The organism is Methanococcus voltae (genome assembly GCF_017875395.1).
GTDB lineage: Archaea > AGJL01 > Methanococci > Methanococcales > Methanococcaceae > Methanococcus > Methanococcus voltae_C.
In genome coordinates this window covers 1-22,301 of record NZ_JAGGMO010000003.1, presented here as the reverse complement: position 1 = coordinate 22,301, position 22,301 = coordinate 1, and the positions used below count along the sequence as shown (strand labels likewise).

At 29.2% G+C, this 22,301-nt stretch carries 17 protein-coding genes; 6 read left to right on the top strand and 11 right to left on the bottom strand.

The window, feature by feature from the left end; genetic code table 11:
• Nucleotides 1-28: 28 nt before the first annotated feature.
• The 8 genes from J2127_RS04285 to eno form a co-directional block, all read right to left on the bottom strand.
• On the bottom strand, nucleotides 29-1,120 hold the full coding sequence (locus J2127_RS04285; RefSeq protein ID WP_209732337.1) for an MJ1255/VC2487 family glycosyltransferase: 1,092 nt from the start codon (nucleotides 1,118-1,120) through the stop codon (nucleotides 29-31).
• A 366-nt stretch (nucleotides 1,121-1,486) separates the two neighbouring features.
• Nucleotides 1,487-2,986 carry a DUF7343 domain-containing protein gene (locus tag J2127_RS04280; protein ID WP_209732336.1) on the bottom strand — a complete coding sequence of 500 codons (1,500 nt, stop codon included), beginning with the start codon at nucleotides 2,984-2,986 and terminating at the stop codon, nucleotides 1,487-1,489.
• Between the two features lie 342 nt (nucleotides 2,987-3,328).
• Nucleotides 3,329-4,279, bottom strand: coding sequence for a methionine synthase (locus J2127_RS04275; RefSeq protein WP_209732335.1), 951 nt, complete (start codon nucleotides 4,277-4,279; stop codon nucleotides 3,329-3,331).
• 298 nt (nucleotides 4,280-4,577) lie between these two features.
• Entirely contained in the window at nucleotides 4,578-5,240 is a 663-nt protein-coding gene (locus J2127_RS04270) for a DUF5612 domain-containing protein (protein ID WP_209732334.1), read from the bottom strand.
• Nucleotides 5,241-5,541: 301 nt separating this feature from the next.
• Nucleotides 5,542-6,396, bottom strand: coding sequence for a zinc metalloprotease HtpX (locus J2127_RS04265; RefSeq protein ID WP_209732333.1), 855 nt, complete (start codon nucleotides 6,394-6,396; stop codon nucleotides 5,542-5,544).
• 299 nt (nucleotides 6,397-6,695) lie between these two features.
• Nucleotides 6,696-7,520 carry a pantoate kinase gene (locus tag J2127_RS04260; protein WP_209732332.1) on the bottom strand — a complete coding sequence of 275 codons (825 nt, stop codon included), beginning with the start codon at nucleotides 7,518-7,520 and terminating at the stop codon, nucleotides 6,696-6,698.
• A gap of 359 nt (nucleotides 7,521-7,879) precedes the next feature.
• On the bottom strand, nucleotides 7,880-10,690 hold the full coding sequence (locus tag J2127_RS04255; protein WP_209732331.1) for an alanine--tRNA ligase: 2,811 nt from the start codon (nucleotides 10,688-10,690) through the stop codon (nucleotides 7,880-7,882).
• Between the two features lie 281 nt (nucleotides 10,691-10,971).
• Nucleotides 10,972-12,264, bottom strand: a complete 1,293-nt coding sequence (gene eno / locus J2127_RS04250; RefSeq protein WP_209732330.1) for a phosphopyruvate hydratase — start codon at nucleotides 12,262-12,264, stop codon at nucleotides 10,972-10,974.
• 323 nt (nucleotides 12,265-12,587) lie between these two features.
• On the opposite strand from eno, the gene J2127_RS04245 reads away from it, so the two are divergent.
• The 4 genes from J2127_RS04245 (at nucleotide 12,588) to purD (ending at nucleotide 16,164) form a co-directional block, all read left to right on the top strand.
• A complete protein-coding gene (locus tag J2127_RS04245) occupies nucleotides 12,588-13,034 on the top strand; it encodes a hypothetical protein (protein WP_209732329.1) in 447 nt (148 codons plus the stop codon).
• Nucleotides 13,035-13,044: 10 nt separating this feature from the next.
• Nucleotides 13,045-13,773, top strand: coding sequence for a uroporphyrinogen-III synthase (locus tag J2127_RS04240; RefSeq protein WP_209732328.1), 729 nt, complete (start codon nucleotides 13,045-13,047; stop codon nucleotides 13,771-13,773).
• A gap of 291 nt (nucleotides 13,774-14,064) precedes the next feature.
• Entirely contained in the window at nucleotides 14,065-14,595 is a 531-nt protein-coding gene (locus J2127_RS04235) for a metallophosphoesterase (protein ID WP_209732327.1), read from the top strand.
• Nucleotides 14,596-14,826: 231 nt separating this feature from the next.
• Nucleotides 14,827-16,164 (top strand): phosphoribosylamine--glycine ligase, encoded by a 1,338-nt coding sequence (gene purD / locus J2127_RS04230; RefSeq protein ID WP_209732326.1) that lies wholly within the window; start codon nucleotides 14,827-14,829, stop codon nucleotides 16,162-16,164.
• A gap of 147 nt (nucleotides 16,165-16,311) precedes the next feature.
• Here the strand turns inward: purD and purB are convergent, their stop codons facing one another.
• Entirely contained in the window at nucleotides 16,312-17,658 is a 1,347-nt protein-coding gene (gene purB, locus J2127_RS04225) for an adenylosuccinate lyase (protein ID WP_209732325.1), read from the bottom strand.
• 301 nt (nucleotides 17,659-17,959) lie between these two features.
• Here purB and aroA point away from each other — a divergent pair, with 301 nt between their 5' ends.
• Both aroA and J2127_RS04215 read left to right on the top strand, forming a co-directional pair.
• On the top strand, nucleotides 17,960-19,327 hold the full coding sequence (aroA, locus tag J2127_RS04220) for a 3-phosphoshikimate 1-carboxyvinyltransferase (RefSeq protein WP_209732324.1): 1,368 nt from the start codon (nucleotides 17,960-17,962) through the stop codon (nucleotides 19,325-19,327).
• A 280-nt stretch (nucleotides 19,328-19,607) separates the two neighbouring features.
• Nucleotides 19,608-20,648, top strand: a complete 1,041-nt coding sequence (locus J2127_RS04215; protein ID WP_209732323.1) for a M24 family metallopeptidase — start codon at nucleotides 19,608-19,610, stop codon at nucleotides 20,646-20,648.
• Nucleotides 20,649-20,793: 145 nt separating this feature from the next.
• Here J2127_RS04215 and J2127_RS04210 read toward each other — a convergent pair whose 3' ends face one another.
• Nucleotides 20,794-21,015, bottom strand: coding sequence for a hypothetical protein (locus tag J2127_RS04210; protein WP_209732322.1), 222 nt, complete (start codon nucleotides 21,013-21,015; stop codon nucleotides 20,794-20,796).
• 145 nt (nucleotides 21,016-21,160) lie between these two features.
• A complete protein-coding gene (locus J2127_RS04205; protein ID WP_209732321.1) occupies nucleotides 21,161-21,847 on the bottom strand; it encodes a PHP domain-containing protein in 687 nt (228 codons plus the stop codon).
• Nucleotides 21,848-22,301: the final 454 nt, after the last annotated feature.

Sequence of the window (22,301 nt, the reverse complement as noted above, 5' to 3'; positions counted from 1 at the left end):
ATAAAAAAATAGTATTTATTGTATTTATTTAAAGTATTGAATTTTCAAATTCTTCAATTAGTTTTTCTTTTCCATCATAGTTTAAAGCAATTTTTCTAAGCTTTTTTGCGTTTTTAGAGTATGTTTTATCGTTCATAATCTTCATAATCGATGGTTCTAATTCTTTTTCAAGGATTTTATAATTAAGTGCTATACCACATTTTAGATTTTGAATCTTTAACGCATTGTTTTCCTGCTCAGGATGATCCAAATCTGGAATTGTTATTATTGGTTTTCCAAAACTAACCGCTTCCATAAGTGTTGAGTGACCACCATGACAAACTACCATGGAACATTTTTTGATTAATTCATCCATTTCAGTTGAAACAGGAATTATTTCGACATTTTCGCCTTTTTCTTTTTCAAGTTTTTTGGCTACTTCTTCACTACCGCAGACTAATTTTACTTTCAACCCTGTTTTTTTGGATATTTTGTTTATTAATTCTAATATCCTAAGTCTATATTCAAATCCACCAATTACGCTCAAAATGTAGTCTTCAGCATACTCACTTTCTTCGGTAGGAACATCATAACGGATTAAAGGACCACTAAATCGTAAATTATCAATCATTTTTAAATTGTACTCGCAAATGGTGTAAGGTAAAGGTAAATCTGGAATTATTAATTTTTCAGCAGATTTATTTACTGCATTTAATACCTTCATAACAGGGTATACGATGTATTTTTCCTTTTTTTGAGTTTTTGTAGCATTTTGATTTGTTATTATATAATATGGCTTTTTACTAATCTTAGATGCTAATATGGTACTGTATTTACAGTCTGAAATTACTAAATCTGGGTCGTAATCCTTTATTATTTGTAATTCTCTCTTAACTGCTTTTGCAGGGTGGTACTGTGTATTAAACATACTTTTAGTAATGTCAAATTTACCATTTTTTCCAGATAGTTTGATTTCAGGGTAGGTTTCTAAGACGTTATAGCCAGATAATTCTATAAAATCTTTGCTTTTGCCATATGCCACAAATTTAACGTCATGTTTCTTAGATAGTGCTCTTCCAAGGGCAATACACCGAGTGGTATGTCCAAATCCTTCACCGCAAACTGATATCAATACTTTCATAATATCCACCTTGGAATATGTTATAAAATAAATTAGGTTTAATCTCTAATATGTTTATTTTTTAAATTTTGTTTAAAGTTTATTTCAATTAATTAACTATGTAGTTATTAATTATTCAATTATTCTAATCTATTGATTTTACATATTCTTATACATACTCTTAATTTTCTTATAAATATCTACTTGAAGTATATAAAATTTCTGTTAATTCTTAATAAATTCATAATATGGTACTCTTAGCAACACAATCGAATTTAGATATAGTTTAAAAATAGAAAACAAATAACAGAATGAATATGAATGGAAAATATGAAAATCTAGCGCAATAATAAAAAAGATAATTTGGAAATATTAATTAAATTGAATTTAAGATATATCTCCCTTATCTTCAAAATTTTTAGATAGTTTAATTTTATTTAATCTACCTACTTTGATTTTTTCGACAATACCTCGTTGTTCAAGGTCTGAAATCATTCTTGAAATCTTTGATTTTGTATATTCTGTAATATCAACGATTTCTTTCTGAGATATGGTGCCATGTTCTTTAATTATGGTTATTATCTCTTTTTCTTCACTCGTTAAGATGTTCAACAAAGTTTCAGCTTTTCCAACGCTATATTTGTCTATTTTTACTTCCAAAGTATCAATATGTTCTTTTTTGGATGTAAGTTCTTTATTTAATTCAGAAATTGTTTGTTTCTGGTTTTCACACACTTCTCGATATTCTTCTAATTTTTTAAGTTTTTTATCTCGCTCAGATATTGCATCAGAAAGTTTTTCATTCATTTCTTTTTCAAATTTCAATTTGCTTTCCAAATTAGTAATTGTGTTGTTGCATTCTACATTTTTAATTTTGTAGAATTCTAAATCATCATGTAATTCTTTAAGCTCTAAATTTTGTTTTGAATTGATTTTTTCAAGTTTCTCAATTTCTTTATTACAATTTTTTAGATTAACTTCTGAAATTTCCAAATTTCTCCTTAAATCGTTAATTTCATCCCTTTTTTCTTCATCTAATTCTTCATCTTCCATAGATTTTTTAAGAATTATTTTAAGCCTATACATTAAATATACCACGATAATTAAAAGCAATACTATAACTGCAGATAATGATATCGTATATACATTTAAATACTCTGTACCATCAGGTATGGTATCTATAGGGGGATTTACGGGTGTTAATATTGCATAATTAACCGAAGAAGTAAAAAATTTTTCATCTGCATCCAAATCTTTAGCCCATTTTATGTATATTCTTTTACCATCAGTTTCTATGGAATAATCTCTTGGGGAGATACTTAATATACCTTCTGCGGGCGATACAATACTTGCACCTTGTGGTAGTGCTATTTCCATTGTAAATTTGGAATCATACGCAGGTACGGTTACAGTTACAAATTTTTTACCTTCATAGTCAATATCTATATCTCGTACAAATCCAATGGTTAAAGTTGTGGTAGCCCCGGGTTTCAACGGTTTTTCAAAATCCATTGTTAGTGACGTTACTCCCTCCATAGTGCTTAAACCATATGATTTGACACCATGCTCCGATTTTAAGGAAGGATTTGAGAATATCTGAGGAATATCAAAATTTACTTGCTCTATGTCTTCGCTTTCATTGTTGTATATTTTTAAAATTATAGTTTCATTGACTACATTGCTAGTATTTATTTTACAGCTTACATCGTAGTTTTGTATTTTTAAGCCTTCAACTGAGGAAACTGTACAAAATGCCACTAATGCCGTCAATATAATTACTTTAAAGATTAATCCTCTATTATAATAGGTACAATTTTTTAAATTCCTTTTTTCTTTCTTATTTATTTTTCCATCAAAATTATCTTCAAAACTTTTTTTCTTAATCATACTATCTCCAGTGTAAATTTGATAGTAATTGACATAATTTGATAGTAACAATTGGGGTTTGCTGTTTCTATCATTATTAATTTAGGCAGGGGACTTGATTATTTAGGACATTGTATACATCTATATAATCCATTATATTTAAAATGTTTAAGTTTAATTTTTGAATAGCATTCATTTTTAGGTAATTATTAGACCTTATATACTTTTGATTGTAAATTTAGGATTATGAGGCCTTATTTTTAAATTTACCCATATGGATTAATAGTTTTATAAAATTATACTAATACTATCGTTATTCTTCGTATCTCATTATTATTTTATTTTTTTTATATTTTTATTATTTTATTTTTTATTAAATAGTTCTTTTTCAATTTCTTCAGTAGCAATAACCATATTTTTTAATTTTCCAAAAGCTACGCTCTCAGGTAATAATCTCATACCACAATCTGGGTCTATAATTATATTGCTGTCTAAATCATCATTTATATATGGGTTCTGCTTAAGAATTTCAATTCCTTCATATAATAATTCTTTGACATTATCGACAGGGTCAATAGTTTTTAATTTAGTGTTTATACATCCAAAACCTATTTTTTTTCTACAACTTTCTAAAATATCCAAATTACCTTTATTGGACGCAAATTCATGGTCTAAAATATCCACATTAAATTCATTTAAGTCTTCGAATATATCTTTAACATTTCCACATACGTGAATTGCAATAGGGACTGATAAACTTTTAGTTATCTCATCAACTGCTTTTTTAGCAATTTTCATATCGTAGAGTCCCGTTGATAATATTGGCTCATCAATTTGAATTACTTTAACATAATTTTGTATTGCCAAAGCCTCTTTGTTTAGGGCTCTTGCTAGATCCATAATTAAATTTTCATCTTTATTATCTGAATAGTATTTTTCGACCCTAATGGATGATGCTATTGTACAAGCACCTGTTAAAATACCCTTTACCCCTACATTTGGGTTTTTTGATTTAACATACTCGTTAGTATATTTTAAATCCTTTAAAGTTATTGGTTTTAAGAATTCTATCTTATCGATAACTTTTTTGCCATCAAATCCATACATTTGGCTAGTAAATATATCCACCATATCGCCACGAACCTGACCATCGCTTATAATGTCGATGCCCGATTCAAGTTGTGCTTCTATAGCTCGGTCCATCGATTTTTTAAATCTGTCAAATAGTCCTAATTTATTGAGCACTTTTTCTTTAAAATTTTGGGGTTGCTGTTTTTTAAGAACAGGATAGCTTCCCACAACGGTTTTTATCATTTAATCACCCAATAATTAAATAAATTATACTTTAAAATACATAAAAGTTTTAATTTTTTATTTTTTATTTTTTAATTAATTAGTTTAGTTTTTCAATACCCTTTTATAAATTATTTCATACGAATAATTGAAATTACATATTACATTTTTTATTAATATGCGCAATATGTAATATATATTTTATGGAATATATGACAACATCAAAAGGTGATAATATTACTAACTTAAAATAAAAAATGGAATAAATCTAAAAATATAAAATATAAAAAAAAATTGCAATTTTCTAATCAATTGCTAATTAAATAAGTTTTTTATTAATCCTTTTTATGTCGAACTTAGCTGTCGAAGCTATTGTCATTACTGCAAGTACTCCTGCCTGAACAGGGTCTGATACAACTAAATCAACATGTTTAACTACACTACCAAACATATGTAATGAAATAATTGGTAAGTCGGTATTTTCTTTGACTTGTTTAACTGCTTCGGTTATTTTTCCGCCCATCAACGAGCCCGCAAGTACTAATATTCCCGCTCTTGGTAATCTTTGAAATGCCAATATTGCATTGTACAACTCTTCTTCGCCCACAATAGGTATGGTGTCGATACTTATACGTTCTCCTCGTATATTATGACGGTCCGCTTCACTAATTGCTCCGATTGCGACTTGTGTTACTTGGCTACCACCACCAAATATGATTACTCTTTTACCAAATATTTTGTCCATTGTATCATGGACTTGAACATTACTGACAAATTCCAAATTATTTATTTTTGAGACTGTTTTTTCGATATCTTTTAAGTTTTCAGCTTCCAAATGAATTAATTCCTTGCCATATTCTGTTTTAAATTCGTGAATATACGATGTACAACCTTTATCTTCCTTAATAATATTAAGAATCGATTGAATATTTTTATTATTCACGTCTGTTTCAATACTAAGTCCTAATTCGTTTTTATCCATTTTAATCCCTATTTTGACAATAATTATAAGTTTTAATCAATATTACAACATAATAGTATTATTTAATAAATTGTTTATTTAATTATTTAAATCTATACCTATAGTTCATATATACAAAATTGTAATACACTTATTTAAACGTTATTTAAATTTGGTAATATTTATTAATACTTTTAAACTAACTGCTTCAAATAAAAAATAAAATAAAAATAAAGTAAAAAATAAAATAAAAACATAAAGAATTAATAAAGAATTAAAAAAGGAAATAAATATATTTAAACTTTTTTTACAGTATAATACATTATCTTAAATATTTTGGATTTCCAGCCATTTCCATAAGTTTATTTATCCGATCTGCTGTAGCCGGGTGTGTTGAGAACAAATTAGCAAAATCTCTGCCCCTGAATGGATTTACAATAAACATGTGTGCTGTAGCTTGATTACCATTTTTCAAAGGATATGCTGTTACTCCTTTTTCTAGTTTATTAAGCGCATTTGCCAAATAAACTGGATTGGAATATAACGCACCCGCTTCATCTGCTTTATATTCATTCTGTCTTGAAATAGCCATCTGTATGATTGAGGCAGCGATAGGAGCAACGATTATTGCAAGTAATGAACCTACAAAACCGCCGGGATTGTCATTATCTCGTCCACCACCAAATATTAAACCCCATTGTAACATATGTGTCATATAAACAATAGCACCTGCTATTGTAGCTACAATTGAACCTGTAAGTATGTCTCTATGTTTTACGTGCCCTATTTCGTGAGCAATAACTCCTTCAAGTTCCTGTTCGTTTAATAATTCCATAATTCCCAATGTAACAGCTACAACTGCTTTTTTTGGACTTCTTCCAGTGGCAAAAGCGTTCGGGGTTTGCGTATTAATAAGTGCTACTCTCGGCATAGGTATATTTGCACGTTCTGCAACTCTTGAAACTATCCTGTAGAGTTCAGGAGCTTCCGCTTCTGTCACAATTCTTGCACCATACGATGATAAAACTATTTTATCACTGTAAAAGTATGCGATTAAGTTAGGGACTAGGGCAAATAATAATGCAAATACTGGAGGTATGTTGAATAAACTACAGACTGCATATAATAATCCTGTTAATCCTGCCATTAATATTAATAGTTTTGCTGTATTTAGCATAATTACACCTTATTTGAAATTTTATCAATGTAAATTAGTTAAAAATGTTAATTAACTTCTATTTTGTTCGTAAATTTAAATAATTGATTAATCGTTATTTTAAGATTAAATAATTGCTATACTGGTATATATAATTATTTGAAATTATTAATCATGTTATTAATCGAATGTAATTACTAAATAAATCTAAAACAATAGTGGTACAAATGGTAATACAAACATAAAATAAATTAAAATAAATTAAAATAAATTAAAATAAAAAAATAATGTATGGTATAATGATATATTAAAAAAGAAAATTATTCGTATATTTTGCAAGTTACTGGGTTTTTAAGAATTGATTTAACATCTTCCAATTCTTTTTCCATACAAATACAAAATATCGTGTTTCCTAACATTGCCTGTGAAGCACCAAGTGTAAACTTGAGGTCTTCACAAATTTCAATGATTTCATCTGTTGCAAGTCCCGTATTTTTTGCAAAATCATATGAAAGTTCCATAAGATAGTCTAAAGTTGGTTTTTTTAATAATTTTTCGAGTTTGGCGTCAGCAGTAATATTTATCGTTTCTATCCATTTAGGATTATTTATGATTGTATCTGTATTTTTATTACCTATTATGTCTACTACAACGTAATAATCATCAATATTATCTAATTTAAGCTTTTTAATATTTGCAGGTAATCCTGGGGTCGTGTTTATTCCAATACCCCCATATTCCTGAGCTACTACATCACCCAGGCCAGTATTACATTTTACTTCCGCAATATGTGCTATTTCAAGTGGTTTTTCATTACAATTAAATGTATCGTTTAATACATGGGCCAATCCTAAAGAACAACCGCCTGATGTTCCCATACCACAGCCAAGGGGGAAGTCTGAGGTATAATGTACATCAATATTAAAATTTTCTTCTCCTATAACATTTTTAAAGTGATGTAACACGTCTTTAGCAGGGCAAAGGTATATTTCTTCGCCATTAAAATAGATTCTCCCTTTACCTTCTTTTATTTCCGTTCTAGTCCCTTTATCAAGTGAAAAACCTGCACCTGTGGAACCTGTTTTTAAGTTTTCGTTTTTTCTGACTATTTTAAAAAATCCTGTGATATGAGCGGGTATATACATAATGACACCTAAAAAAGAACTGCCAACTAATAAATTTTAAATTTACTTTAATTTAATTTAAATTTATGATAGTATTGTTCACAATTATTTTTATTATTATAATTTTTCAAACTATTACTATATCTTATATTCATCATTATTATTAATTATAAATGATGTATCTCTTAAAATAAATACTTCCAAAAAGTATAAAAGTTTTATGCAATTTTGTATAAAAACTTATAAAGATTTATATGGATTTACAAAAATTTACTAAATATTATCAAACATTGTAAAAAAATAACTAGTAAAGAAAAAATTAAAATAACTAGTAACTAAAAGAATAAGAAATTAAAATAATTAATTAAATAATTAAATAATTAAATAATATAGTCAATTGAGGAATTCCCAATAAATTCCATAACTTTGTTTTTAATTTCTTCAAATTCATCAGTGTATTTACCTTGTGCTAAATTATCTTTACCGCCACCTTTTGCAACCTGTCTGATAAGAGTTTTCATGCTGATTTCTACATTATCTCCTCTTTTTAATAATATATTGCCATTATTATTGAGTAATACAACAATACTATCATCTTTTACGAGGTTATCTGCAGTATTCATCAATTCTTTAGCATCAGCATCAATTTTTTCAACTAATACGTCAAATTTACCAACTTTCACAAAACTATTGTTAAGTTCGTATTTTACAAGTTCTCCAACTCTCTTTTGAAGTTCTTCTATTTTTTTACGTTGTTCTTTCCACTCTTCAAAGAATCTTTCAGCTGTTTTGGGCAATTGTTCCATAGGAACGCCGAATACTGAAGCAGAATCTAATACTAAATCTTCAATGGTTGCAATTTCTCCAACGGAGTTGTTACCACTCGAATATTCTAGTCTTTCGACACCATCTTGAATTCTTTCGGTTTTTAAGATTTTAATGTATCCTACTTCAAGAGTATTTTCGCAGTGTGTACCGCCACAAGCCTCGGTATCTATGTCAGGAATACTAATAATTCTAAGTGTATCTCCAGGAACCACGCCACCTTGGTAGATGCTAAAGCCATATCTCTGTTCAGCTTCGTTTCTTTCCAAGAATTCACAGGTTATTGGAATAGCTTTAAGTACAATTTCATTTGCAACTTTTTCTATCTCCTTAATTTCTTCCCTAGTTATTCTTTCAAAGTGTGTAATGTCCAATCTTCCTTTTTCGGTATCGACATTTGAACCAGTTTGCCAAATATGTTTACCAAGCACTTTTGTAGCAGCAGCGTTTATAACGTGAGTAGCTGTGTGGTTTCTCATCAATTTAATTCTATTTTCCCAGTTGATTTTTCCATAAACCATATCGCCAACTTTAAAGCCTTTAACATCGCTTACTTTATGATAAACAACGTTATTTTGTTTTTGTACGTCAACAACATCAATACCGCTTAAAGTACCAATATCGTATTTCTGACCCCCACCTTCTGCATAGAACAAGGTTTTGTCGAGAATAACGTAATCTTCTACAACAGCAAGAACTTTTGCTTTAAAGTCGATCTGTTTACTATTTTTATGGAATAAGAATTCCGTAGCTTCAACGCTTTTACCATTTACGTTAACTACAGGGAGTTCTTTTTTACTATCAATATTTTCATTTTGAACTTCTGATTTTTCTTCTTCGTGCTTTTCAGCAACGATAGTGTAGAAATTGTCAGGAACATTTATTTTAATTTGCCTATTTTTAATTTCAGCTATTGCATCTTCGCTAATTTCTTCGCCTTTTCTTTCTGCAATTCTCTTATAATTGTTTATTTCATTTTCATTAATTTCAAATATGATATCTTGTACTAATTCAGGCGGTAATCCTTTACTATCGTATAGGTTAATCAAATCATCGAGTGTAATTTCAGAAACTTCTGATTTTTTGTTTGATTGCACCATTCTCTGAACCATGCCTCTACCTTTATTTACAGTTTGAGCATATTTTCTTTCTTCAGATTCTAATACATCATGAATGTATTTTTTCATGTTCATTAATTCAGGGTAGTTTTCTTTTAATTCTTCAAGCTGTAAGTCTACAATATCTGTTATACTCATTGTAATACCTACTTTTTCCATGTACCTGAGCGTTTTTCTTAACACTAATCTTGCCAAATATCCGTCTTTAACGTTAGAAGGTACGATACCATCACCTAACATAAAAGCAAGACATCTTGTGTGGTCTGTAATAGCGTAGATGTATTCTAAAGGAGATAATATTTTATCAAGTTCGTTTACATCCATATTCATTTTTTCAGCAACTTGTTGTCTTAATACTCTCAAGTCCCCTACGTTTTCAATATCCATTAAACCAGCTAATTTAGCGCTTTCATCCAATATTTTTTTGTTGATTTCGCCAAGTCCTGCGTTTTTCTTTAAGGTGTTGATTATATTGCTGAATATTGCTTCGTAAGTGTTTGAGGTACCTTGTGAAGCCCATACAAATCTTTCAATACCGTATCCTGTATCAACGATTTTAAGCGGTATCTCTTCGTAAGTGTCACCAACTTTTTTAAATTGCATGAAAACTAATGTAGCAAGTTCTACACCGTGTGTTATTACTTCGTAGCAAGGTCCAGCGTTTCCTCCACCTTCCCACCAGCTTTCGATAAAGGTAATTGATTTACCGTCTATTCCGATTTTTGTCATGAATTTGTAGCATAATTCAACGGTTCTGTCGGTCCAGTATTTGAAATCGTCAGTAGTGTTAAAAGCGTGGTGAGCGCCCATTGTAAAGCAAGTTAAGTGACGACCTGTCCTACCGACGTTATCAATATCGTTTAATCTAATACAAGGTTGTGCAATTGTAAGAGGATTTTCAACAGGTTTTACTAATCCACTTGTTACCCAAGGTTGGAATACTGCGATAGTAGCAATTGTGAGTAAAATGTCGTCTCTCCATCTTTTAGCCACCACAGGGGATCTTTTAATAGGGGTATGACCTTCCGAATGTAAAAATTCCCTGTATTCATTTAACATTTCGTTATATGTATATGGTTTTGAGGTAATAGGGTTACCTATAAAGCTATATTGGTCACAAGGGCTGTCGCCACAAGTAGTTCTTTCTTCATCTAACGTCCAAAAGTACTGACCGCATTCTGTACATTGTTTACGTACAAATCCTAAATCTTTAAACAATTGTACATTGTAATCGTGATTAATTTCCATATTTTCACCGATTTAATAAATAATTTTTAATTTTTTAATTTTTTAACCATTTTAATGTATTATAAAATAATGTATTATAAAAGTATTAATTTAACTATTATCATTATAAATCTATATTATTTATAACTTATTTTTATATTTTAAAATAACGGAAAATAATGGTAAACAATACCAATACAATAAAAATGAAATAAAAAACCAAATAATAAAGATATAATAAAATAATAAAGATATAAAAAACTAAATAAATAAATAAATTAAATAAAAAAATAATTTAATTTTTAGAACGGAATTTTAAAGTCTTTTCCAGCATATTTGGAGTATTCCAATTCTTCTTCAATTCTAAGTAATTGATTGTATTTAGCGGTTCTTTCCCCTCTTGCAGGAGCGCCTGTTTTGATTTGTCCAGCATTTAAAGCGACAGCTAAATCAGCAATGGTTGAATCTTCTGTTTCACCACTTCTGTGTGAAACTACAACGCTGTACCCATTTCTAAATGACAAATTAGCTGCGTCGATTGATTCGGATAATGTACCGATTTGATTTACTTTTAACAACAATGAGTTAGCTGAACCCATTTCAATACCTTTTCTAAGTCTTTCGGTATTTGTAACAAATAAATCGTCACCAACAATTTGAATACCTTTTAATTCTTTGGTAATTGTAGCAAAACCTTCGAAATCTTCCTCATCTAAAGGATCTTCGATTGATACGATTGGGTATTCGTTTACCATGTCTTTGTAGAGTTCTATTAACTTATCACTTGATAATTTTTCACCAGCAACTTCGTAAACTCCTTCTTTTGAGTTGTAGAATTCGCTAGCTGCGCAATCAAGAGCAAATACAATTTCGTCTTCATATCCTGCGCTTTTAACACCTTCCGACAATATTGCAAGTGCTTCTTCAATTGTTTTAACATTTGGTGCGAATCCTCCTTCATCACCGATGTTAACTGCATCTTTGCCGTATTTATTAGCAATTACTTTTTTGAGGCTTTGGTATGTTTCAGAGCACATTCTTAAAGCTTCTTTAAAGCTGTCTGCACCTACTGGCATAATCATGAATTCTTGGAAGTCTAAAGCGTTTCCTGCGTGTTCTCCACCGTTTATAATGTTCATCATTGGAGTAGGCAATACATAAGCGTTACTTCCGCCGATAAATCTGTATAAAGGCATTGAAGCAGTATCTGCACCAGCTTTTGCAATAGCTAATGATACTCCCAAAATAGCGTTAGCTCCAAGATTTGATTTGCTTTTAGTTCCGTCTAATTCTAAAAGTGTTTCATCAACTGTCCTTTGCATTCTTGTGTCCATACCTTCTAAACATGGAGCTATTTTTTCATTCACGTTGTTAACAGCAGTTAATACTCCTTTACCGCCGTATCTGTTATCTTTATCTCTTAATTCTAAAGCTTCATGAGTACCTGTTGAAGCACCACTTGGTACAATTGCAGAGCCGTAACCTCCACCACAAGTTAATACCTCAACCTCGATTGTAGGGTTTCCTCTTGAATCTAAAACCTCACGAGCTTGTATTTTTTCAATATCAAAATTTGCATTAATGTTTCTTAACATAAGTTCACCTTTTTAAATTACGGTATTTATTATGCAGATTCAACAAATCCAATTAATATATTCATTCAACATAATCAAATTATTAATAACTAAATCAATAATAAATAATACTAAATAACAACTATTAAATTATATAGTTTTCCCATAATCTAAAACATAAATAACATGATTTTATCAATATATAATATAATAATGATTAATAATTAATAATTAATAATTAATATATTGTAAAAAATAAAATAAAGAAATAAAGAAATAAAGAAATAAACTAAAAATAAAAATAAGGTAAAAAATAAAAAAATAATATAAAATAAGGGGATATATTGAAATCTGGAGAAAATGAAGCTCAAAATCAAATTGAAAATATTTCTGAAAAAGTCAACGAAAAAGTTGAAAACAAAGAAGTTAGCGAGCAGAAAACCGCTTGCAATAGTGTTTTAGTAGATGATAATATAATCATAAATTCAATGAAAAAAGTATTTGACGAAGAATTATGTTCTATATCCACTAAAATAGATGAAATATCCACTAAATATAATATAAAGGATAGTACAGAATTTAAGGAAAAGTACGATATTAATGAGGAAATTGTTAATTCTGTTATTAAAAATATTTTAGAAGTCGAAGAAGATATGGAAAATGCTATTACTAATATGGAAAACTCTAAAAAAATCAATGAATTACATAAAGATTTCATAAAAATGGTTAAATACGAATCTGACGTTAGGAAAGTAACGCAGTATATGAAAGAGTTAAAAAAACATTGTTAAAAGGGGTAATATGAAAGTTTTAATCACACGACCTAAGCAAAAAGCTAAATATTTTTCAGATTTGTTGGAAAAAAATGGTTTTGAGCCATTAATCTTGCCAACATTGGAATTATCCTTTAAAAATGTTGAAGTATCGCTCGATGGTTACGACTGGATAGTTTTCACAAGCCCTAGGGGAATTGAAGGTTTGTTTAGAAATTTAACCGATTCTCAAAAAAAGCAGATAAAAGATAAAAAAATAGGTGTAATTGGCGTTGAAACGGCAAAAGAGTTTAAGAAAATCTTTAATTTTGAACCTGACTTAGTTCCAAATAGTTTTACTGCTGAAAATCTTTTAGAAGCTCTTAAAAAAGTTGTAAAGCCTGATGAAAAAATATTGATTCCAACCACACCTGCAACAAGAGACGTTTTAGTTAAAAATTTAAACGCTGATCTGTTATTTGTTTACACTTCAGGAGAGCCAGAAGATATATATGAAAAATTAAACGATTTAAAAGAACTTTTAAAAGACACTGGTTCAGAAAATTTAATGTTAACATTTACGAGTGGATTAACTGCAAAGAATTTCTTCAAACATGCCGATAATGAATTAATGGATTTATTTAAAAAATGTACAATAGTTTCAATAGGTCCTATAACTAAAGAAAATGTTGACAAATTTGGCTTTGACTCAATAATGCCTGAAAAAACCTATACTATTGACGGAATGATGGATTTAATATTGGATTTGAAGAAATAAGTCTTAAAATAATAAAATAATTCTTTCATATTTTTAGGATTTTTAAACTACTTTTAAACTACTTTTAAAATAATTTTAAACTAAATTTATAATAGTCTAATATTTTAAATATTCATAAATATTTATATACTAATGTTGCATTTATAGAAATATGAATAACATTAAATATTAAAATATTGTAAAATTAAATATGCCCTAAAAAATATATTTTCTTAAATTGGGCGTAGATATATTATTTAAAATATTGTTTTGTTTTAAGCAATGTTTATAATTTTTTTGTTTGGTGAATATATGAAAATAGGTTTAATATCGGATACGCACGACTATTTACCTAATATTAGGAAAGCTATCCAAGTTTTTAATCGTTTTAATGTTGATTTAGTTGTCCACTGTGGCGATTTTGTTTCTTTGTTCGTAATAAACGAATTTAAAAATTTAAACGCTAAATTATACGCTACTTATGGAAATAATGATGGGGAAAAGACCCGTTTGAAAGAATGGTTATTGGACGCAAATCCCGAAAATAAAATCGAAGATTCGTTGTCTTTTGACGTGGAAAACTTAAAATTTTTTGTATTACATGGTCAAAACGCAGATATTTTGGATTCAGTAATTCGTTCAAAAAACTACGACGTGGTTTTACATGGTCATACTCATGAACAAAAGTTTGAAGAAGTGGACGGCGTTTTAGTAATAAATCCTGGAGAGGCTTTTGGAATGCTAACTGGCTTAGCTTCAATAGGTATTTTGAATACTACCACAAAAGAGTATACTGAAGTCGATTTAAACAATGTTGATATTATTGAAAATGAGGAAAATTAAATATTCGTTATTTATTTTCCTTTTTTATTTAACCCCCTATATTTGTAAATTTAAATATATAATATAGTGGTAACTTTAAAATATTATTAAGTAAATGGGTAATATGCTATATTTAATCTAATTATTCTAATTAGTAATAAATAAATCACAATTGTATATTTGAATAAATTTTGAATTGCATATTGAATTTTAGATTTCATATTTAATTTTTATAACACTATTGGTGATAATTTGAAAGTTTTACTCGTAGGTGGCGGTGCAAGAGAGCACGCAATAGCAATAGCTTTAAAAAGAAACAAGGATGTACAGTTATACACGCTTATGAAAATCAAAAATCCGGGCATAATAGAATTATCTGAGGAAGTTTCATTTAATCCCGAAACAGATGTTGAAGCAGTAGTTGACTTCGCAAAAAAAATAAAGCCTGTTTTGGCAGTAATTGGACCTGAAGCTCCATTAGGTGCAGGTGTGGCTAACGCATTAAGAGAATTAGGCATTCCTACTGCAGGACCTGACAAATTGCCTGCTCAAATCGAAACAAGCAAAGAATTCATGAGAAATTTATTCAAAAAATACAATGTAAATGGTTCTTTAAGTTATGCAGCTTTCAACGAATACAGTGAAGAAGTATTTGAGTTCATCGACCAAATGACTAAGGAAGGAAAAGAAGTTGTAGTTAAACCAGTAGGTTTAACCGGTGGTAAAGGGGTTAAAGTAGTTGGTGAGCAATTAAAAGATAACGAAGAAGCAAAAGAATATGCAAAAGAAGTATTTGACAAAAGTATTGGGGGAGGCAAGTTAATTATCGAAGAAAAACTTGTAGGTGTTGAATTTACGTTACATGGTTTCGTAGATGGTAAAAACATCGTATTTATGCCACCTGTTCAAGACCACCCTCACGCATATGATGATGACGAAGGTGCTATAACCGGCGGTATGGGTTCATATTCATGTCCAAACCATAAGTTACCATTTTTAAACGAAGAAATGCACGAAGAAGCAAAGGAAATAATGAAAAATACTGTAAACGCTATTAAAGAAGAAGTTGGCGAATACAAAGGATTTTTATACGGTCAATTTATGTTAACAGTAAATGGTCCTAAAATTATCGAATATAACGCGAGATTTGGGGACCCAGAAGCTATGAACTTATTGCCAATTTTAAAAACTGATTTTGTAGAAGTTTGTGAAGCTATCGCAAATGGAACATTGAATAAAATAAACATTGAATTTGATAATAAAGCAACTGTTTGTAAATATATTGTACCAAATGGCTACCCTATCGAACCAGTTAAAAACAAAGAATTAAAAATTGATGTCGAAGCAATAGAAAAAGCAGGAGCTACTTTATTTTACGCATCAGTAAATGAAGAAGACGGTAAGTTGTACATAACCGGCTCAAGAAGTGCTGCGGTTGTGGGAGTTGCAGATAAAATCGAAGATGCCGAAAAAATCGCTCAAAATGCTATCGAAAACTTCGAAGGAGAAGTATTTTACAGAAGAGATATCGGTACAAAAAAATTAATTCAAAAAAGAATTGATAGAATAAATGAATTATTCAATAATTAATCTTATTCTATCGTAAATTTCTATTTTTATTTTATAATTTATTTTATTTTTATTTTATAATTTATTTTATTTTTATTTTATAATTTATTTTATTATTCTATTATTTATTAGTACATTATTTTTATATTATATGTTATTTTATTAAAATTACCAGTTTTTAGACTCTTTTAATACGTTTTCTACGATTTCTGGAGCAAGACCTATGTATGTCGAGTAATCAAACATAGCATTAAGGTCTTCTAAGGTTACGTATTTCATAACTTCTTCGTTTTCCATAAGAACGTCTTTTAAGTGTCTGCTTTCTTCATGAGCTTTCATAGCGCAGGTTCTAACAACTTCGTGACCTGTCTGTCTACCCATTCCTTTTTTAGCTAAATCCATCATAACACGTTCAGCCATAATTAAACCTTTTGACATTTCAAGGTTTCTTTGAACGTTTTCTTTATTTACGGTGATTTTTCTGAATCCTTTGATTGATAAATTTAAGATGTGGTCTAGTAAAACACAGCTTTCAGGGAATAAACATCTTTCAGATGAGGAATTTGTTAAATCTCTTTCTTCCCAAAGTACCATGTTGTCAAATTCTGCAAGTGAATTAACTTTGATAACTCTTGATAAACCGCAAATTTGCTCAAATGTGATAGGGTTTCTTTTGTGTGGCATGGTTGATGAACCAGTTTGTTTTGAAGCGTCAAACTCTTCCTCGAGTTCTTTAATTTCACTTCTTTGCATACTTCTAACAGTTACGCCAATTTTGTTAAGTGTTTGAGCAATCATAGCAACAACAGCCATGAATTCAGCGTGTCTGTCTCTTTGAACAACTTGGCTGGATATTAAAACAGGTTCAAGACCTAATATTTCGCCAACTCTATTGTGTACAATCATTCCGTTTTCGCCAATTGCAGCCATTGTACCTACAGCACCAGTAATCATTGAAACAGCCAATCTTTTTTTAGCAGCTTGTAATCTTTCAACGTGTCTTTGTAATTCTGTAGCCCATAAAGCGAATTTCATACCGTAGGTTGTAGGAACAGCGTGTTGTCCGTGTGTTCTTCCAATACAAACTGTGTTTTTATGTTCTTCTGCTTTTTGGAGTAATTCGTTTCTTAAAATTACCAATTTTTGCTCTAAAACATCGCCCGCATCTCTAAACTGTAATGATTGAGCAGTATCAATTATGTCGTTTGACGTTGAACCAAAGTGAATGTATTCTCCTGCGGTACCTTCACAAACTTCTGCGAAAGCCTTAACAACTGAAACTACATCGTGTCTTGTAGCTCTTTCAATTTCTTTAACTCTTTCAAGTTTTACGAATTCAATAGATTTTTTACTGTTGATTTCTTCAGCAGCTTCTTTTGGTATCATTCCTATTTCAGCTTCAGCTTGTGCAAGTGCAGCTTCGACCTCTAACATCTTTTGAAGTTTAGTTTCTTCTTCCCATATATTTTTCATTTCAGGGGTTCCATATCTAAAATCTATTGGATGAATTGGCATTAAATCACCTTTTTGATTTTGAGTTTTTGATTTTTGAATAAATTGAATTAAAATTTAACATTTTGTATATTCATTATGTAATCACATATTCATTATGTAATTGATTATATATTTTTGATATATTGTTAAATTGTTTAATTTCATATATTTAATTAACATTCATATACTTTTACATACTTAAATGTAAATACAAATAGAATATATCTATTAATATGAATTTATAGTTTTAAAATAAAAAATAAAAAATAAAAAATAACTTATAAACTAAATTATAAAATAATAAAATTATTATGGTGATTCAATGTTATTAGTTAACCCTACAAAAAAAATAAGCGGAACGGTATATGCCCCACCTTCTAAATCATATACTCATAGGGCAGTGATATGTGCCGGTTTATCAAAAGGAACTTCAAAAATAATTCAGCCCCTGAAGAGTCAAGACTGTATATCTTCCTTAACTTCAATGGAAGCACTAGGGAGTAAAATAGATGTAAAATCTAGTATGTGGACAATAGAGTCAGACGGTGTTTTAAAGGTACCAAATAATGTAATAGATATTGGAAATAGCGGTACAACTCTTAGGATATTAACCTCATTAGTATCTCAGGTAAAAACTAAATCCAATCAGGATGGCAAAAGTGATAAAAGTGATAAAAAACCAATTGTAATTTTAAATGGTGACGATTCGATACGAAAAAGACCAATGGGTCCATTAATAGACGCTTTAAGTCAATTGAATATTGAAGTACTATCGAACGATAATAAAGCACCTTTGGTAATTAAAAGTTCTGAAATAGCAGGAAATGCTGTAAAAATACGAGGGGATATGAGTTCTCAATTCATAAGTTCTTTAATGATGTTACTACCTTTTAACAGTCAAGATAGTAAGATTTTAATTGAAGGAGATTTAAAATCAGAACCTTATTTGGATATTACAATTGATGTGTTAGATAAATTTGGTGTATCTATTAAAAAAGAAAATAATACTTACTTAATTGACGCTAATCAGTCTTATAAAGCTACAGATTATATTGTAGAAGGCGATTATTCTTCAGCTTCCTATTTAATAGCAATGGGTGTTCTCTTAGACTCGGACATAATCATTAAAAACTTATTTAAAAATTCAAAACAGGGCGACAAGGAAATTATAAATATTGTGAAAAGAATGGGTGCTAATTTAGAAGTAAAAGATGATGAAGTAATTATTAAAAATTCAAAATCAAATAATAATTCAAAACAAGATTCAAAGTTTAAATTAAAAGGTATTGACATTGATGTAAAAAATACGCCTGATTTGGTACCTACTATCGCAGTTTTGGGATGTTTTGCAGAAGGTACTACAACAATATATAATGGTGAACACGTACGTATAAAAGAGTGTGACCGTTTAATGGCATGTACAAAGGAATTAACAAAAATGGGCGCTAAAATAGAGGAAAAGCCTGACGGATTGATAATAACAGGCTTGGATTTAGAAAATGGCGAGACATTAAAAGGTGCAGAATTAGAAACCTACCACGACCACAGGTTAATAATGGCATTTACGATGGCAGGAATGCTCGCACAGGGTCAAACTAAAATCAAAGGTGAAGAAGCGGTTTCTATATCATTCCCGAATTTTGTAGATGTTATAAAATCAATTGGTGGAAATATAGAAATTGTTAATTAATTAACTAGTAAATTATTATTTAATAACCGCATACTACTTTTTTATTTTTTATTTTGGTATTATTTATTGTATTAATATCTCTTTTAGTCTAAACTCGAATAAAAATTATTATGGGCAATAACAAATATTATACTTATAAATATAATTAAGATTAATTTTATAGTGTTTAGATTCGGTAATATGTAAATTATTGAATTTGTATAATTTTATGGCTACTATGATTCTTTATAATAATCATAAGTAATTATGTAATATTGAAAATTTTCTTGCTGGTGTATGAATGATTCAGAGAACTAAAAGAGAAAAAATAGACCATTTTTTAAGATATATGGAAAATAACAGTATAAATAAAGCAGTATTTATAAAAAAAGAAAATATAAATTATTTTTTGGAAGATTATTCTCCAAATTTTTCAGTGTTAATATTTAATGCAAAGGAAAATCAAATAGAATTACAAGTATCAAAATTAGATTATGAATTGGCTAAAATTTATGAGTCTAAAGATATAATAATAACTAAATTTGAAGGATGGAGGGAAGCTTTAAATGGTTGCAACGGAGTTGAAGGGGATTTACCAGTAGGATTTTTAAAGTATGTTCGTTTGGGCTATACCATAGTGTCTAAAGAACTAACAAAGATGAAAATGGTTAAAAATAAAGATGAGATAAAAAATATTTCAAAAGCTGCAGAGATAAGTGACAAAGCAGTTGAATCTATATCTGAATATTTAATGGATAGCAGGGATGATTTAACTGACACGGAAAATTCTATAGCTGCCAAATTAGAGTATATCATGAAAAAAAGCGGGAGTATAAAACCTTCTTTTGACACAATTGCGATAACTGGTAATAAGACATCTTTGCCACATGGCATGCCTTCTAACGAACTATTAAAAGACATATGTTTAATGGATTTGGGGGCGGTATATAAAGGTTATTGTTCGGATATAACACGAACTGTGCTTCTAAATCCCACAAAAGAAATGGTTGACATTTACAGGATGGTTAACGAAGGAAAAAAAATTGCAGAAGATTCCTTGAGAAGTGGGATAACTTCAAAAGAGTTAGAAACAAGTGTTAGAAGTCATTTTAAAGAATATGATAAATACTTTATTCACTCATTGGGACATGGTGTTGGCGTAGAAGTCCATGAAAATCCTTCAATTTCCCAGAATTCTAAATTTACTCTTGAAGAAAATATGGTGGTTACATTAGAACCTGGATTATATATTGGTAAATTTGGAGTAAGAATCGAAGATTTATATCTTGTTAAAAAAGACGGATTTAAAAAATTAAGCTCTGCAAAAATAATTGAATATTAATGGGTAATTTAATGGATAATCCCCCATTTATCCAAAATTACGTAAATTTATATAATTATTTACAATATGATATTATTATCATTATTATTTTATTTTTTTTATATTTTTAGTCAATCATAATGTTTAATTTAATTAATTAATTTATTTATTTCAGTTTTTCTTTCTTTTTACGCGTTTCAGACAACTCTCTTTTCATACGGTCGCCTTCTTTTTCAAATATTCTAAATCTATTCTTGTAAATATAATACATCGCAAAAAGAACTGCAATTATTATAATTAATGGAACAATAATCCCGATAAGATCGTAAATTGTATCGATAAAACTTTGGAAAATTAAATTCATAATTCCTTCAACAAAACTATCCATTTTTTCACACAAATATATGTTATATCCCTTACAATATAATGAAATTTACAATAAAATATTTTACAATAGCTTACTTTAAAATAAAATAATTTAAAATATGGTGAATATAAAAAAACTTAATAAAACATATCTAAAACTTAAAAACTTAAAAAATACTCCGGGTATTGTCAAAATATTCTGCATACCCTGACTTATGAATTTTTTTAGATAATTTGCTGAAAAATAGCATATTCAATGGTCTTGATCTTGTACAGTTAAAAACCGTATTGATAGACTTGTTAGCTTTCGTTAAAACTTTTAAAAACTGCTTAGGATTTTCTAAATCAAAATCTTCGACTTCCATATAGGCGTTGCCGAGTTCCCATGAAAAGTGACTGTCACTACCGACACCAGCTAAAAGGTCGTACTTTTTTGCATACTCTTTGGCTTGTAAATTCGGCGTATTGTCGACACATCTGCTATTGTAGACTTCCACAGCATCGACTCTTTTAATAAATTCTTTATCATCTAAAATATTAAACTTAGCAAGTGTTCTCCTTCTCTTAACGTCGAAAGGATGAGGTAAATATACGAGACCACCTTGTTCTTTGACTGTATCTAATGCTTCAAAAATGTCTTTAGTATTAATTTGTTCCGTTAAAAATAAGCCTATGAACTCGCCCTTGGCTGTTGAAATTTCTTCGCCCGCTACGCCAAAGTTAACCTTAGTTAATTGGTCGTGGTCAGCTATAAACGGAGTAATGCCACTTTTCGTGCAAATCTTTTCCAATTTATCGATAGAATTCATAGAACATCTTGAATTTATCGTATGAACGTGCATATCAATTTTCATTTATTCACCATTTGGAGCTTTATAAATCTATTTTTCGTTGCAAAACTGTTTTATAAGTCTTAATTTTATAATTATACGCGATATAATTAATTTACAAATTTTGATAAGTTCTGTTATGTTCTGATAAATTTTGATATGATTATATTTGATAATACTATTGTCTTCTACATTTATATATTTTCCGTCAATTACTTAATTTTTCCCTCTCGACAATTGCCAAAAATAAATATTTATATTGTCTAAAAGCTTGATTTTATAATTAAATAATCCTTGATTTTAAAAATAAGCTTATTTTTAAAAGTAACCCATAGATTTATATACTATGTTTGCTATTCTTATGTGTTGACAAATGAAATGTCAGAAATAAAACTAATAATATAAAATAGAGAATAAGAATAAAATAATACACAAGAACATTAGCGAGGTAGGGTAGCCAGGCCTATCCCGTCGGGCT

Coding starts and splice junctions, on each gene's coding strand:
- aroA (WP_209732324.1), top strand. CDS start 17,960: ATGTTATTAGTTAACCCTACAAAAAAAATAAGCGGAACGGTATATGCC.
- J2127_RS04265 (WP_209732333.1), bottom strand. CDS start 6,396: ATGCTAAATACAGCAAAACTATTAATATTAATGGCAGGATTAACAGGA.
- purB (WP_209732325.1), bottom strand. CDS start 17,658: ATGCCAATTCATCCAATAGATTTTAGATATGGAACCCCTGAAATGAAA.
- eno (WP_209732330.1), bottom strand. CDS start 12,264: ATGTTAAGAAACATTAATGCAAATTTTGATATTGAAAAAATACAAGCT.
- J2127_RS04240 (WP_209732328.1), top strand. CDS start 13,045: ATGAAAGTTTTAATCACACGACCTAAGCAAAAAGCTAAATATTTTTCA.
- J2127_RS04255 (WP_209732331.1), bottom strand. CDS start 10,690: ATGGAAATTAATCACGATTACAATGTACAATTGTTTAAAGATTTAGGA.
- J2127_RS04210 (WP_209732322.1), bottom strand. CDS start 21,015: ATGGATAGTTTTGTTGAAGGAATTATGAATTTAATTTTCCAAAGTTTT.
- J2127_RS04215 (WP_209732323.1), top strand. CDS start 19,608: ATGATTCAGAGAACTAAAAGAGAAAAAATAGACCATTTTTTAAGATAT.
- J2127_RS04235 (WP_209732327.1), top strand. CDS start 14,065: ATGAAAATAGGTTTAATATCGGATACGCACGACTATTTACCTAATATT.
- J2127_RS04270 (WP_209732334.1), bottom strand. CDS start 5,240: ATGGATAAAAACGAATTAGGACTTAGTATTGAAACAGACGTGAATAAT.
- J2127_RS04260 (WP_209732332.1), bottom strand. CDS start 7,520: ATGTATATACCCGCTCATATCACAGGATTTTTTAAAATAGTCAGAAAA.
- J2127_RS04205 (WP_209732321.1), bottom strand. CDS start 21,847: ATGAAAATTGATATGCACGTTCATACGATAAATTCAAGATGTTCTATG.
- J2127_RS04285 (WP_209732337.1), bottom strand. CDS start 1,120: ATGAAAGTATTGATATCAGTTTGCGGTGAAGGATTTGGACATACCACT.
- J2127_RS04280 (WP_209732336.1), bottom strand. CDS start 2,986: ATGATTAAGAAAAAAAGTTTTGAAGATAATTTTGATGGAAAAATAAAT.
- J2127_RS04275 (WP_209732335.1), bottom strand. CDS start 4,279: ATGATAAAAACCGTTGTGGGAAGCTATCCTGTTCTTAAAAAACAGCAA.